This is a genomic window from Gillisia lutea, from assembly GCF_021568705.1.
In the GTDB taxonomy this organism is placed as follows: Bacteria; Bacteroidota; Bacteroidia; order Flavobacteriales; family Flavobacteriaceae; genus Gillisia; species Gillisia lutea.
In genome coordinates this window covers 285,023-299,196 of the sequence record NZ_JAKGTH010000008.1, presented here as the reverse complement: position 1 = coordinate 299,196, position 14,174 = coordinate 285,023, and the positions used below count along the sequence as shown (strand labels likewise).

At 35.8% G+C, this 14,174-nt stretch carries 11 protein-coding genes; 5 read left to right on the top strand and 6 right to left on the bottom strand.

The annotated features are described in order from the left end of the window. The first annotated feature begins 47 nt into the window (after positions 1–47). Positions 48–1,247 carry a proline dehydrogenase family protein gene (locus L1I30_RS08520; protein ID WP_236133855.1) on the top strand — a complete coding sequence of 400 codons (1,200 nt, stop codon included), beginning with the start codon at positions 48–50 and terminating at the stop codon, positions 1,245–1,247. 6 nt (positions 1,248–1,253) lie between these two features. Continuing rightward, a complete protein-coding gene (locus L1I30_RS08515; protein WP_236133854.1) occupies positions 1,254–1,793 on the top strand; it encodes a 1-acyl-sn-glycerol-3-phosphate acyltransferase in 540 nt (179 codons plus the stop codon). An 18-nt stretch (positions 1,794–1,811) separates the two neighbouring features. Here L1I30_RS08515 and L1I30_RS08510 read toward each other — a convergent pair whose 3' ends face one another. The 4 genes from L1I30_RS08510 to gcvT all read right to left on the bottom strand — a co-directional run bounded on the left by L1I30_RS08510 (position 1,812) and on the right by gcvT (position 4,943). Next, positions 1,812–2,531, bottom strand: a complete 720-nt coding sequence (locus L1I30_RS08510; protein WP_236133853.1) for a YebC/PmpR family DNA-binding transcriptional regulator — start codon at positions 2,529–2,531, stop codon at positions 1,812–1,814. A gap of 87 nt (positions 2,532–2,618) precedes the next feature. After that, positions 2,619–2,906, bottom strand: coding sequence for a 4a-hydroxytetrahydrobiopterin dehydratase (locus tag L1I30_RS08505; protein ID WP_236133852.1), 288 nt, complete (start codon positions 2,904–2,906; stop codon positions 2,619–2,621). Between the two features lie 135 nt (positions 2,907–3,041). Then, the gene (locus L1I30_RS08500; RefSeq protein ID WP_236133851.1) at positions 3,042–3,854 is read right to left on the bottom strand and encodes a sugar nucleotide-binding protein; all 813 of its coding nucleotides are present in this window, start codon (positions 3,852–3,854) and stop codon (positions 3,042–3,044) included. Between the two features lie 6 nt (positions 3,855–3,860). Continuing rightward, positions 3,861–4,943 carry a glycine cleavage system aminomethyltransferase GcvT gene (gcvT, locus tag L1I30_RS08495; protein ID WP_236133850.1) on the bottom strand — a complete coding sequence of 361 codons (1,083 nt, stop codon included), beginning with the start codon at positions 4,941–4,943 and terminating at the stop codon, positions 3,861–3,863. Positions 4,944–5,086: 143 nt separating this feature from the next. Here gcvT and L1I30_RS08490 point away from each other — a divergent pair, with 143 nt between their 5' ends. After that, positions 5,087–6,619: an NAD(P)H-hydrate dehydratase gene (locus tag L1I30_RS08490; protein ID WP_236133849.1), complete on the top strand. Its 1,533-nt coding sequence runs from the start codon at positions 5,087–5,089 to the stop codon at positions 6,617–6,619. 119 nt (positions 6,620–6,738) lie between these two features. Beyond that, positions 6,739–8,250 carry a histidine ammonia-lyase gene (hutH, locus tag L1I30_RS08485; protein WP_236133848.1) on the top strand — a complete coding sequence of 504 codons (1,512 nt, stop codon included), beginning with the start codon at positions 6,739–6,741 and terminating at the stop codon, positions 8,248–8,250. Here hutH and L1I30_RS08480 read toward each other — a convergent pair. Beyond that, positions 8,210–8,623 carry a hypothetical protein gene (locus tag L1I30_RS08480; protein ID WP_236133847.1) on the bottom strand — a complete coding sequence of 138 codons (414 nt, stop codon included), beginning with the start codon at positions 8,621–8,623 and terminating at the stop codon, positions 8,210–8,212. The genes hutH and L1I30_RS08480 overlap by 41 nt on opposite strands. A 205-nt stretch (positions 8,624–8,828) precedes the next feature. Beyond that, the gene (locus tag L1I30_RS08475) at positions 8,829–11,381 is read right to left on the bottom strand and encodes an ATP-dependent Clp protease ATP-binding subunit (RefSeq protein ID WP_236133846.1); all 2,553 of its coding nucleotides are present in this window, start codon (positions 11,379–11,381) and stop codon (positions 8,829–8,831) included. 246 nt (positions 11,382–11,627) lie between these two features. On the opposite strand from L1I30_RS08475, the gene gyrA reads away from it, so the two are divergent. Beyond that, a complete protein-coding gene (gene gyrA, locus L1I30_RS08470; protein ID WP_236133845.1) occupies positions 11,628–14,159 on the top strand; it encodes a DNA gyrase subunit A in 2,532 nt (843 codons plus the stop codon). Positions 14,160–14,174 lie beyond the last annotated feature (15 nt).

Here is a 14,174-nt window from a genome sequence, read left to right as displayed (position 1 = left end):
AAAATTTCACACTTCAATAATTATATTTGCCGGATTAATAAAATAGCATGATTACACAAAAGATATTTAACGATACCGAAACAGCTTTTAAATTAAAGACTGATGATGAACTAAACAGAGCTTTATTTTTGTTTGGAATGATCAATAGACCAAGCTTGGTTAAAATTGGGACATACCTTACCAACGTTTCTCTAAAGTTACATTTACCGGTAGAAGGGTTAATTAAAGCTACTATTTTTAATCAGTTCAGTGGTGGAGAATCTATGGAAGATTGTATGCCGGTGATAGAAAAAATGTATACCAAGAAACTGCATAGTATCTTAGATTATTCTGTAGAAGGAAAAGAGGAAGAGGCACAGTTTGATGCCGCAACCAAGAAAAAGATAAGCATTATAGAATTTGCAGCAAAAAATGAAGAGCTTCCTTTTGCAGTTTTTAAACCAACCGGAATTGGCAGATTTGCGATCTGGGAAAAAGTATCATCCAAGGTAAGTCTTACTGCCGAAGAGGAAAAAGAATGGGAGCGTGTAAAGGATCGTGTAAACAGAATATGTGAAGCTGCTTATAAAAATAATATAAGTGTTTTAGCTGATGGAGAAGAAACCTGGATGCAGGATGCAGCCGATGACCTGATGGTGGAGATGATGCGAAAATATAACCAAGAAAAAGCTATTGTATTCAATACCTTGCAATGTTATAGATGGGATAGACTTCAATATTTACAGTCTTTGCATGAAACCGCTAAAGCTGAAGGATTTAAAGTAGGAGCGAAGATAGTGCGTGGTGCTTATATGGAAAAGGAGAATGAAAGAGCTAAAAAGATGGGCTATCCTTCTCCAATTTGTGAGAATAAAGAAGCTACCGATGTAAGTTTTAATGGGGTACTTTCGTATTGTTTGGCTCATTTAGATGATATTTCACTTTTTATAGGAACTCATAATGAAGTAAGTAATTATCTTGCGTTACAGGTGTTAGAAGATAAAGGAATAGCAATTGATGATCCTAGAGTATATTTCAGTCAGTTGTACGGAATGAGTGATCATATTAGTTTCAACCTTGCAAAGAAAGGGTATAATACGGCTAAACTAGTTCCATTTGGGCCGGTTAGAGATGTTGTACCTTACTTAATTAGAAGAGCACAGGAAAATACTTCGGTTAAAGGCCAGACAGGAAGAGAACTTGCTCTGCTAATGGAAGAAAAGAAACGAAGAAAAGGAGAAACTACTAAGGCCAATAGAGAGAATTAATAAGATATGAGGTGGTTAGCAAAATTGATATATTTTAAAATTATCGGTTGGAAGGTACAGGGTACTTTTAATGCGGAAATTAAGAAATGTGTCTTTATTGTTGCTCCACATACTAGTTGGCACGACTTTTTTATGGGATTGTTAATTAGAAGGATCTTAGATCTGGAAATTAATTATATAGCCAAAAAAGAATTATTTAAGCCTTCTTTTGGATGGTATTTTAAATGGATGGGGGGCGCGCCTTTAGATAGAACTCCTAATCAAAATAAGGTAGAAGCCATTGCGCAACTTTTTGATGAAAGGGAAGTTTTTAGACTAGCCCTTTCTCCCGAAGGAACGCGTAAAAAAGTAGAAAGATTTAAAACAGGTTTTTACTATATATCGCTGGAAGCAAAAGTGCCAATTATTTTGGTGGCTTTTGATTATGGCAAAAAAACAATAAGATTCTCTGAACCTTTCTATCCTTCGGGAGACATCGAGAAAGATATGCCTTTTATTATGAATTTCTATAAAGGAGTAAAAGGAAAAGTACCCGAAAATTTCTAATAAAAAAGAAACCGAAGATTAATCTTCGGTTTCTTCCATTGTATGATATACGTTTTGAACGTCGTCATCTTCTTCTAAACGCTCTAAAAGCTTTTCAACATCAGCTGCTTCTTCAGGAGTCAACTTTTTAGTTACCTGAGGAATTCTCTCAAATCCGGAAGATAATATCTCTATATTTCTGCTTTCCAATTCTTTTTGTAAAGTACCAAAGCTTTCAAAAGGAGCATATATTAAAATCCCATCCTCATCTTCAAATACTTCTTCTGCCCCAAAATCGATTAATTCTAATTCCAGTTCTTCAGCATCTAAACCTTCTGCAGCAATTCTAAAATTACAGGTATGATCGAACATGAATTCAACAGAACCTGATGTTCCCAAGTTTCCATCACATTTGCTGAAATGTGCACGAACATTGGCTACTGTTCTATTATTATTATCGGTTGCTGTTTCAACCAAAACAGCAATACCATGTGGAGCATACCCTTCAAAAAGTACTATTTTATAATCACCTTGATTTTTATCGCTCGCACGTTTTATAGCGCGTTCAATATTATCTTTAGGCATATTAACACTCTTGGCATTTTGAATAACCGCTCTTAACTTAGAGTTACTATCCGGATCTGGGCCACCTTCTTTCACAGCCATTACAATATCCTTACCTATACGAGTAAAAGCTTTAGCCATTGCCGACCACCGCTTCATTTTTCTTGCTTTTCTAAATTCGAATGCTCTTCCCATAAATTAATTTAATTCTGATGTAAAAATAAAAAAAAACGTTCCATTTTCAACTAAAAAATGAAACGTCCTTTAATACAGTGTGTTTTATTATTCAGCGTTTACAATCCCTTCAATTGTCTTTGCTAATTTGAAATCCTTTTCCGTTACTCCGTCTGAATCATGGGTAGACAACGAAATTTCCAACTCATTATAAACATTAGACCAATCTGGATGATGGTTTTGTGCTTCGGCTTCAAATGCGATACGAGTCATTAGCGTAAAAGCTTCTTTGAAATTCTCAAATTGAAATGAAGTATGTATAGCATTTTCAGAATATGTCCATCCTTCCAGCGACTCCAATTTTTCAGTGATCTCTTTTTCAGATAATTTTTTCATACAGACAGTTTTAGTTATTATGGCTTTATAAAGTTTATAATTTCAGTAATGAAAATTGATTAAAGTATAAAGGTAGTATTTATAATTATCAGTTATTTTGATTCCTTAAAAATCTTATTTCTAAAAATTCTCTTTTTAAATGACGACCGAGGCACGAATAACATCTTGTACGGAGACTTGTAAGTTTTTGGGAAGTGGATTGTCTTTTGGCATCACGGCCAGAAATCTGTCGAAATTTGAATCGTACACCTGCTTAAGTAATGGGTGTTTAAAGCCTAATTCCTTAGCAATATCAGTCACCAAATCATGTTGATGTGTTAGATCGTTACTCCCTAAATGGAAAACTCCATGTTTTTTACGATTAATGATGAAATGTATTTGCTGTGTTAACTTACTTATTTCAGTAGCATTAACTACAACGTTTGGAAATACTTCCAAAGTTTCACCAAATTCGATCTTGTTTTTAATTTCCAAGGTTCTTGGGGAATTAGCTCCAAACACCATAGGCAATCTTAAAATATTATATTTATGATTTGGAAGTCGGAGCAAGGCATTTTCGATTTTTATCTTGAATTTTCCGTAGATACTTTGCGAGAGCGTTTTATCGTATTCGTAAGAGGGATAATTAGTAAATGCATCAAATACATTAGCCGAGGAAAGGAAAAGCAACTTAGAATTATTTCGCATTATGTAATTAATAATGGAAAAATGGGTGGCTACCTGCACGTTAAAATCACCTCGAAGTGCAGATACTATTACGGTAGGTTTTAAATTTTCAAGAAGAATTTCTATATTCTCCGTTTGCATATCAAACTCATAGAACTTCTGGTTAACCTCAAAATTCTCGTTTGTGAAATAGGTGCCATAAGTATCAAAATAGGAGCAGAGCTCTTTATACAGTGCATTACCAATAAAGCCGCTTGCTCCTAAAATAAGTATCTTTTCCAATAGTTTTTATCCTTTATAAAAGGGCAATTTCACCAAGCTTGCTGGGACTGCCTTTTTACGTATCTGAATGAAGATCTTTTCTTTAGATTTTGCTATTTCAGTTGGAATGTATCCCATTCCAATTCCTTTGTCCAGCGATGGTGACATAGTCCCTGATGTAACTACGCCAATTATCTTGCCATTTTCATCAACAATATCATAACCTTGTCTAGGAATTCCTCTTTCGTCTAATTCAAAAGCGATCAACTTTCTCTTAGCACCCTCTTCTTTTTCTTTTTTAAGTGCTTCAGCATTCACAAAATCTTTGCTGAATTTAGTGATCCATCCCAGTCCAGCTTCAATAGGAGAGGTGGTATCATCTATATCATTTCCATAAAGACAATATCCCATTTCTAATCGAAGTGTGTCTCTTGCTGCCAGACCAATTGGTTTAATTCCAAAATCGGCTCCGGCTTCCATTACTTTTGTCCAGATGGTTTCGGCCTCTTCATTTTTAAAATAGATCTCAAAACCTCCGCTACCGGTATAGCCTGTTACCGAGATAATTACATTTTTAACTCCCGCAAATTCTGCAACTTCAAACGTATAGAATTTCATTTCACTGAGATTAATATCAGTAAGAGATTGCATGGCTTCAGCAGCCTTAGGTCCCTGAATGGCGAGCAAAGAATAGTCATCAGACAAATCCTTCATCGTGGCTTCCATGGTATTATGCTGCGCTATCCAGTTCCAGTCCTTTTCAATATTGGAGGCATTTACTACTAAAAGGTATTTTTCAGCATTTATTCGATACACTATCAAATCGTCCACAATTCCTCCATCTTCATTTGGCATACAGGAATATTGCGCTTTTCCATCTACTAATTTCGATGCATCGTTGGAACATACTTTTTGAATTAGATCTAAAGCATTTTCTCCGGAAATTAGAAATTCACCCATATGAGATACATCAAAAACACCAACGGCTTTGCGTACATTTTCATGTTCAATATTTACACCTTCGTAAGAGACAGGCATATTGAAACCGGCAAAAGGTACCATTTTAGCATTTAGAGAAGTGTGGATATCGTGAAGTGCGATTTTTTTCATGTGTTTAAAATTTGGGCAAATTTATTTAATTCAGAAGGAATAAAGGGTGATAATCCAAGAATTTATTAAGAATATTCTCACTGAAAGTTAAAGCATACTTAGAAATTTTATATTTGTAAACCAACCAGTTTAACTAAGCACCTATGAAGATTTTTAGCGTCGAACAACTCGCAGAAGCAGATAAGATTACTATTGAAAAGCAAGGCATTACATCGGAAATGCTAATGGAGCGAGCGGCTACTATGGTTTTTGATGAAATCCATAAAAGATTACAGAGGGCGCCGGTTTCAATAAAAATTTTTTGCGGTATAGGGAATAATGGAGGAGACGGACTTGTAATTGGAAGGTTACTGCAACAGCACGGGTATAATGTGCGTGTGTTTGTGGTTAATTACAGCAATAATCGCTCAAAAGATTTTTTATCGAATTATGAAAAGATAAAGGAAAATACCAATGAATGGCCAATACTCATTAAAGGGGTAGATGACTTTCCGGAAATTTCATCAGGAGATTTTGTGATAGATGCTATTTTTGGAATTGGTTTGAATCGCCCTATAGAAGGCTGGGTGGCCCTGTTAATCGAAGCTATAAATAAAAGCAACGCGTTTGTCCTGGCAGTAGACATGCCCTCAGGTTTATTTACCAATAAAATTCCAAGCGAGACGGATGCAGTAATAAGAGCGAGTTTCACTATCTCTTTTCAAGCACCTAAACTGGTATTCTATCTGCCACAAGCAGAGCGCTATGTGGGAGATTTACAGGTGGTAGATATACAATTAGATAGAGAGTATTTAGCTAAGGCAACTTCAAATGTTCAGCTAATTGGGAAGCAGGAGGCCATTTCATTATATAAACCCAGAACTAATTTCTCTCATAAGGGAGACTACGGACACAGTTTAATAATTGGAGGGAGTTATGGGAAGATAGGCAGTATTTCCCTTACAGCAACAGCGGCGTTAAGGACCGGAGCGGGGTTAGTTTCTATATATGCGCCTAAATGTGGTTATATAATTTTACAAAGCGTTTTGCCTGAAGCAATGGTTCTTACTGATGAAAGTGAAGAAGAATTAAATAATATTCAATTTGATTTAGAACCGAGTGTAATATGTTTTGGGATGGGCGCAGGAACTTCAGAAGGAACTGTTAAAACATTTGAAGCCTTGTTGAGAAAGACAGAAAAACCTATGGTGATTGATGCTGATGGGTTAAATATGCTTTCTAAGAATAAGATCTTATTGAAAGAGATTCCTAAAAACTCGGTATTAACACCACACCCAAAAGAGTTAGAGCGCTTAATCGGAAAATGGGATGATGATTTTCAGAAACTTGAAATGGCGAAGAAGTTCTCAAAAGAGCATGAAATTATTCTTGTTATTAAAGGGGCACATAGTATTACCGTTTCTGGAGAGAATTTATATATCAATAATACTGGTAATCCCGGAATGGCGACAGCGGGAGCCGGGGATGTGCTTTCGGGAGTTATTACAGGATTGATGTCTCAGGGATATGACCCTTTAATATCTGCAGTATTTGGCATTTATCTTCATGGTAAAGCCGGGGATATAGTTGCTGAAAAAATGAGTTATCAAGGAATGATAGCCGGAGATATCGCAAAACATATAGGTGATGCTTTTTTAGATTTGTTTAAAAACGAGCAAAATTCTATTCAGAATTGATAAATATTAAATTATTTTAGCATTTGTTTAAGCATTCTATCAATTTTAAAAACATAAAAGTATTAGGAGACTCAGGTACGAGTTTTAAAATACTATAAAGTAACTAATTAGCATTCTTTATGAGTTCATATCATTATATAAGTTCCGCAGTTTTAGATTTACAAACTATCCGAAATATCACCAGAAATAAATTAAAACTTGACTTGAGTGACGAAGCTAGAGTAAATATTGAAAAAGCCAGGAGATATCTTGATGAGAAAATAAGGAAAAGTGATGCTCCGGTGTACGGTATTAATACTGGTTTTGGATCATTATGTAATGTGAAAATCTCTACCGATCATTTAACTAAGTTGCAAGAGAACCTTGTGATGTCTCATGCTTGTGGAACTGGGAATCTAGTTGAAAATCCCATCATCCGTTTAATGTTATTATTGAAAATTCAATCTCTTAGTTATGGTAATTCGGGAGTGTCTTTAGAAACGGTGGAAAGGCTTATAGCTTTCTATAACGAAGACATACTTCCCGTAATATACGAACAAGGATCGTTGGGGGCTTCGGGAGACCTAGCTCCGCTTGCACATATGGCACTACCTTTAATAGGAAAAGGCCAGGTATATTTTGAAGGGAAAAGGCAGGACACTAGTGAAATAATGAAGCGGTTCAATTGGCAACCTATTAAACTTCAATCTAAGGAAGGATTGGCTTTGCTTAATGGAACACAGTTTATGAGTGCCCATGGAATTTATGCCTTGTTGGAGTCTTATAGGTTGTGTTACATGGCTGATCTTATTGGAGCGGTCTCTATTGATGCTTTCGACTGTAATTTGTCACCCTTTGATGAATTAGTTCACCTGGTAAGGCCGCATCGTGGTCAGGTTAAAACAGCCGAGCGTATAAGAGAATTTTTGAAAGATAGTGAAATTGCTATTAGCGAAAAGGAAAATGTACAAGATCCATATTCCTTTAGATGTATTCCTCAAGTTCATGGTGCAACAAAGGATGTTCTTTCTTTTGTAAGAAGAACATTTAAAACAGAAATAAATTCGGTAACAGATAATCCTAATATTTTTATGGAAGCCGATAAGATTATTTCCGGAGGGAATTTTCATGGGCAACCCTTAGCGTTAGGCTTAGATTATTTGGCAATTGCCATGTCTGAAATAGGAAATATTTCAGAAAGAAGGATTTATCAATTAGTATCTGGTCTTAGAGGTTTGCCAAACTTTTTGGTAGAGAACCCCGGTTTGAACAGCGGATTTATGATTCCCCAATATACAGCAGCCAGCATCGTAAGTCAGAATAAACAGTATGCAACCCCTGCCAGCATAGATTCTATAGTATCTTCAAATGGGCAGGAAGATCATGTAAGTATGGGGGCAAATGCAGCTACGAAAGTTCTAAAAATTATCGAAAACATTAATACCATTCTTGCAATTGAACTGTTTAATGCTTCTCAAGCCCTACATTTTAGAGCACCTGCCTTAACTTCTACTTTTATTCAGAAATTCTTGGAAGCATTTCGGAAAGAGGTGCCTATCATAAAGGAAGACGAAATCATGTCTACACATATTGCTCATTCAAAGGAATTTCTCAAGAGTTTCCAAATTGACGAGGCGCTGCTGTTTGATTAGTAGGAATTATAAATTTTATCCAATTAATGGCTTCTTCGAGAGTGGAAAACACTTCAAACGAATTTGAATCTTTATAAAATTGCTTTTCTATAATGGTGTTTTGTATTACTACCGGATCGGAAGTGACCACAGCAATTGCTTTTAAAGTTTCAGTACTGGCAGATTCAAGGTACACCAAAGGATTGACGGCATAAGAATTTGACCTATTGGAGATATATCCGTAAGGTTGCTCTTTAAAATGATTACCGGCTAAATCAAGAAGTTCTCTATTTCTTTCTACATCTAAGAGAATTCCCTCATGAAGTTCGGCTATCATGATATTCTCTAATAAATAAACTTTACCAAAATCGAGTTCAAGTAGGGGTGGGGTCATATAATTGTAGGGAATTACGTGCATTTCAAATATATGAATATTGTATTGAAAATGTTAAATTAATTGAAATTTCGTAGATAAAAATGTAATCGATTGATTTTAAGAATAGTGCATTCAATCGCTTGGTTATAGGAAACAAAAAAAAGACCGCTTTAGAAAAATTAACTCTAAAGCAGTCTTTATATTGTATCTAATTACTCTAATTCTAAGATTCTGTCTCTTCTTCTCTCTTTTTTTCTATCTCAATAGTAAGCTCATTTTTAGCTTCATCAAGATCCATAAAAATTTTATCGCCTTCTGTTAAATGAGAGGTGATAATCTCTTCAGCTAATACATCTTCGATATATTTTTGAATAGCTCGGTTTAAAGGTCTTGCTCCATAATCTTTATCATATCCTTTATCTGCAATGTAATCTTTGGCCTTTTCACTTAAAGTTAAGCTATAACCTATTAAACCAAGTCTTACATATAATTTATCAAGCTCGATATCGATAATTTTATGAATATCTTCTCTATCAAGAGAGTTGAAAATAATTACATCATCAATTCTGTTCAAAAATTCAGGCGCAAACGCTTTTTTAAGAGCATTTTCAATAACGCTTCTGGCATTTTCATCAATCTGAGATTTGATTGCCGCTGTACCAAAACCAACTCCCTGACCAAAATCTTTAAGCTTTCTAGATCCGATATTTGAAGTCATAATAATTATGGTATTTCTAAAATCGATCTTTCTACCTAAACTGTCAGTTAAATATCCATCATCCAATACCTGTAGTAGCATATTAAAAACGTCGGGATGAGCTTTTTCAACCTCGTCCAGTAGGATTACAGCGTAAGGTTTACGTCGAACTTTCTCGGTGAGTTGGCCACCTTCTTCATATCCAACATATCCTGGAGGTGCACCAATTAATCGGGAAACTGCAAATTTCTCCATATACTCACTCATGTCTATTCTAATAAGGGTATCCTCATTATCAAATAATTCTTTTGCGAGTATCTTAGCTAATTGTGTTTTACCAACTCCGGTTTGGCCCAAGAAGATAAATGAACCAATAGGTTTATTTGGATCTTTTAATCCTGCACGGTTACGCTGGATTGCTTTAACCACCTTATTAACTGCATCATCCTGACCAATAACTTTCCCTTTAATTCTTTTAGGAAGTTCAGCTAATTTATTAATTTCTGTTTGCGCAATACGATTAACCGGAACGCCTGTCATCATAGAAACTACATCAGCCACATGATCTTCGGTAACGGTTTCTCTATGTTTCTTAGATTCTTCTTCCCATTTTTCCTGAGCTATGCCTAATTGTTTCTCAAGATTTTTTTCATCATCACGCAGTTTTGCAGCTTCTTCATATTTTTGTTTCTTCACTACCGCATTCTTATTTTCGCGTACTTCTTCAAGTTTCTTTTCCAGATCCAGAATCTGTTTTGGAACTTCTATGTTTGTAATATGCACACGGGCTCCTGCCTCATCTAAAGCATCAATGGCTTTGTCCGGAAGGAATCTCTCGGTCATATATCTGTTTGTAAGCTTTACACAAGCCTCAATAGCTTCTGGTGTATAGGCTACATTATGATGTTCCTCGTATTTCGCTTTAATGTTATTTAAAATTTCTAAAGTCTCGTCTACCGTAGTAGGTTCTACAATCACTTTTTGAAATCTACGCTCTAATGCGCCGTCTTTTTCTATGTATTGTCTATACTCATCTAAAGTGGTAGCACCAATACATTGTATTTCACCTCTAGCTAATGCAGGTTTGAACATATTGCTCGCATCCAGACTTCCTGTAGCACCTCCGGCACCTACAATTGTATGAATTTCATCGATGAAGAGAATGATATCGTCATTCTTTTCAAGTTCATTCATAACCGCTTTCATGCGTTCTTCAAACTGACCTCTATATTTTGTACCTGCAACTAAACTTGCAAGATCTAAGGTCACCACTCGCTTATCAAAAAGTATTCGTGACACTTTTCTTTTTACAATTCTCAATGCGAGACCTTCAGCAATTGCCGATTTTCCTACACCCGGTTCACCAATAAGTAAAGGATTATTCTTTTTACGTCGGCTCAAAATCTGGCTTACACGCTCAATTTCTTTTTCTCTTCCAACAACAGGATCTAATTTATCTATTTCTGCCATGGCAGTTAGGTCTCTTCCGAAATTATCTAAAACCGGGGTCTTAGATTTTTTGCTGGTTTTATTCCCTGCAGAGCTAAAAGGATTGTCTTTTGTAGTATCGTCACTAGTTCCATCTTCTTCTGAAAATGATTCGGCTCTTGGAGCTTCTATATAATCGTCGTCGTTCGTTATCATATATTTAAATTGATCCTTAACACCTTCATAATCAATTTTAAGCTTATTCAATAACTTGGTAGTAGGGTCATTTTCATTTCTTAAAATACATAATAGCAGGTGTGCGGTATTAATAGAAGTGCTTTGAAATAACTTAGCTTCCAGAAACGTTGTTTTTAACGCTCTTTCAGCCTGTCTTGTAAGGTGCAGGTTTTTCTTTTCATTAGAAAGACCAGTATTTTCCGGGGTTGCCGGACTTAGAATTTCTACTTTGCGTCTTAAGTGACTTAAATCTATATCTAAGGCATTCAAAATATTTATGGCTTTTCCATCGCCTTCGCGCAGTAATCCAAGCATTAAGTGTTCAGTCCCTATAAAATCATGCCCTAGCCTTAGAGCTTCCTCCTTGCTATATGCAATGACATCTTTTACTTTGGGTGAAAAATTATCATCCATCTTATTTCCTTTCTCTAGTTACTAATTTCTCAAAAAGATTCAAAAATTATACCTTTTACTGAGTCGTTAGCTAATTGACAAAATTACTTTCAATATTCAAAATTGAATATAACGAACTTATTAACGAAGAGCACTAAAATTTTTGTTAATAAATTTTATTAAAAGTACAGCTCATAGCCTTTAAAACATTGGGAAAATACGTAAATTGGCACGTTAGATTTTTAAACTAAAATAAACTATTTTAATATGGCTGAAGGAGAAAAGTTAATTCCTATCAACATTGAAGATGAAATGAAATCGGCCTATATCGATTATTCGATGTCGGTCATTGTGTCACGTGCGCTACCAGATGTGCGCGATGGGTTAAAACCCGTACACAGAAGAGTTTTGTTCGGGATGCATGAACTTGGTATTAGAGCCAACACGGCCCATAAGAAATCGGCTAGAATTGTTGGGGAAGTATTAGGTAAGTATCATCCACACGGAGATACTTCAGTTTACGACACAATGGTGCGTATGGCCCAAGAATGGAGTTTGCGCTATATGTTAGTAGATGGGCAGGGTAACTTTGGATCCATTGATGGAGACAGCCCGGCAGCAATGCGTTATACGGAGGCTCGAATGCGTAAGATTGCCGAAGATATGTTAGCAGATATCGAAAAGGAAACTGTAGATTTTCAGTTAAACTTTGATGATACCTTAAATGAACCTACAGTGCTTCCAACCAGAGTTCCTAACTTATTGGTTAATGGAGCAAGTGGTATTGCGGTAGGTATGGCTACTAATATGCCCCCACACAATCTTTCAGAAGTAATTGATGGAACTATCGCTTATATCAACAATAATGATATTGAGATAGATGAACTAATCACACATATTAAAGCTCCAGATTTTCCAACAGGAGGTATCATTTATGGTTATGATGGGGTAAGAGAAGCTTTTAAAACCGGGCGAGGACGTATTGTTATGCGTGCGAAGTCTACTCTAGAAGAAGTTAACGGGAGAGAATCCATAGTAGTCACAGAAATTCCATATCAGGTAAATAAAGCCGATATGATTAAGAAGACTGCCGACTTGGTTAACGACAGAAAAATTGAGGGTATTTCTACGATTCGTGACGAATCAGATAGAAATGGAATGCGAATCGTTTATATACTAAAGCGTGATGCTATTCCAAATATCGTTTTAAATACTCTTTATAAACATACTGCTTTACAAACCAGTTTTAGCGTTAATAACATTGCCCTTGTAAAAGGTCGTCCGCAAATGCTGAATGTTAAGGACATGATCTACCATTTTGTAGAACATAGACATGAAGTAGTAGTTAGAAGAACACAGTATGAACTTCGTAAAGCTGAAGAGAGAGCTCATATTTTAGAGGGTTTAATTATTGCTTCCGATAATATTGATGAAGTAATAAAACTTATTAGAGCTTCCAATAATGGAGATGAAGCAAGATCAAAATTAATCGAGCGCTTTGAACTATCAGAGATTCAGGCCAGAGCTATCGTAGAAATGCGATTGCGACAACTTACAGGACTGGAACAAGATAAGTTACGTGCCGAGTACGATGAAATCTTAAAGACCATTACTGATCTTAAGGATATTCTTGATCGTAAAGAGCGTAGAATGGATGTTATTAAGAATGAGTTACTTGAGATTAAAGATAAATATGGTGATGAAAGAAGATCTGTAATAGAGTATGCCGGAGGAGATCTGAGTATTGAAGATATGATCCCTGATGAGCAGGTAGTTATCACGATTTCTCATGCCGGGTATATTAAGAGAACTTCTTTAAATGAATATAAAACCCAGAATAGGGGTGGAGTGGGACAAAAAGGTTCTACTACAAGAAGTGAAGATTTCTTAGAGCATTTATTTTCAGGAACAAATCACCAGTATATGTTGTTCTTCACTCAAAAAGGAAAATGTTTCTGGATGAGGGTTTACGAAATACCAGAAGGCAGTAAGACATCTAAAGGTAGAGCGATTCAAAACCTTATTAATATTGAGCCGGATGACAAGGTGAAAGCTTTTATATGTACTCAAGATTTAAAAGACGAAGAGTACATCAACAATCATTTCGTGATCATGGCTACTAAAAAAGGTCAGGTCAAAAAGACAGCTTTAGAACAATATTCTCGCCCGCGTGTAAATGGTATTAATGCCATTACAATTAGAGAAGATGATGAGTTGTTAGAAGCTAAGTTAACGACAGGAAACAGCCATGTAATGTTAGCTGTGAAAAGCGGAAAAGCTATTCGTTTTGAAGAAAGCAAAACAAGACCAATGGGTAGAAGCGCTTCTGGAGTGCGAGGTATTACTCTGGCAGATGATAATGACGAGGTAGTTGGAATGATTTCCGTGAACGATATGGAAACTGATATTTTAGTAGTTTCAGAAAATGGTTACGGAAAACGTTCTCAACTTGAGGATTATAGAATCACGAATCGTGGCGGAAAAGGTGTAAAAACTATTTCTGTAACAGATAAAACCGGAGAGTTGGTAGCTATAAAAAATGTTACCGATAATGACGATCTAATGATTATCAATAAATCTGGTTTAGCAATTAGAATGAGCGTGGAAGATCTTAGAGTAATGGGAAGAGCAACACAAGGAGTTCGACTAATCAACTTAAAAGGGAATGATGCCATTGCTGCAGTTGCTAAAGTGATGAAAAATGAAGATGCTGTTGAAGATATGGAGGGGGCTGAACTACCTGAAACCGACGACCAGTCCTTAGATGGCACAACTATTGCTAACGATAGTGAAGAATAAATAATCTAAAAACCA

Excerpts from the sequence above, each read along its gene's own strand:
- L1I30_RS08515 (WP_236133854.1), top strand. The coding sequence starts at position 1,254 with ATGAGGTGGTTAGCAAAATTGATATATTTTAAAATTATCGGTTGGAAG.
- L1I30_RS08490 (WP_236133849.1), top strand. The coding sequence starts at position 5,087 with ATGAAGATTTTTAGCGTCGAACAACTCGCAGAAGCAGATAAGATTACT.
- L1I30_RS08505 (WP_236133852.1), bottom strand. The coding sequence starts at position 2,906 with ATGAAAAAATTATCTGAAAAAGAGATCACTGAAAAATTGGAGTCGCTG.
- L1I30_RS08520 (WP_236133855.1), top strand. The coding sequence starts at position 48 with ATGATTACACAAAAGATATTTAACGATACCGAAACAGCTTTTAAATTA.
- gcvT (WP_236133850.1), bottom strand. The coding sequence starts at position 4,943 with ATGAAAAAAATCGCACTTCACGATATCCACACTTCTCTAAATGCTAAA.
- L1I30_RS08475 (WP_236133846.1), bottom strand. The coding sequence starts at position 11,381 with ATGGATGATAATTTTTCACCCAAAGTAAAAGATGTCATTGCATATAGC.
- gyrA (WP_236133845.1), top strand. The coding sequence starts at position 11,628 with ATGGCTGAAGGAGAAAAGTTAATTCCTATCAACATTGAAGATGAAATG.
- hutH (WP_236133848.1), top strand. The coding sequence starts at position 6,739 with ATGAGTTCATATCATTATATAAGTTCCGCAGTTTTAGATTTACAAACT.
- L1I30_RS08480 (WP_236133847.1), bottom strand. The coding sequence starts at position 8,623 with ATGACCCCACCCCTACTTGAACTCGATTTTGGTAAAGTTTATTTATTA.
- L1I30_RS08510 (WP_236133853.1), bottom strand. The coding sequence starts at position 2,531 with ATGGGAAGAGCATTCGAATTTAGAAAAGCAAGAAAAATGAAGCGGTGG.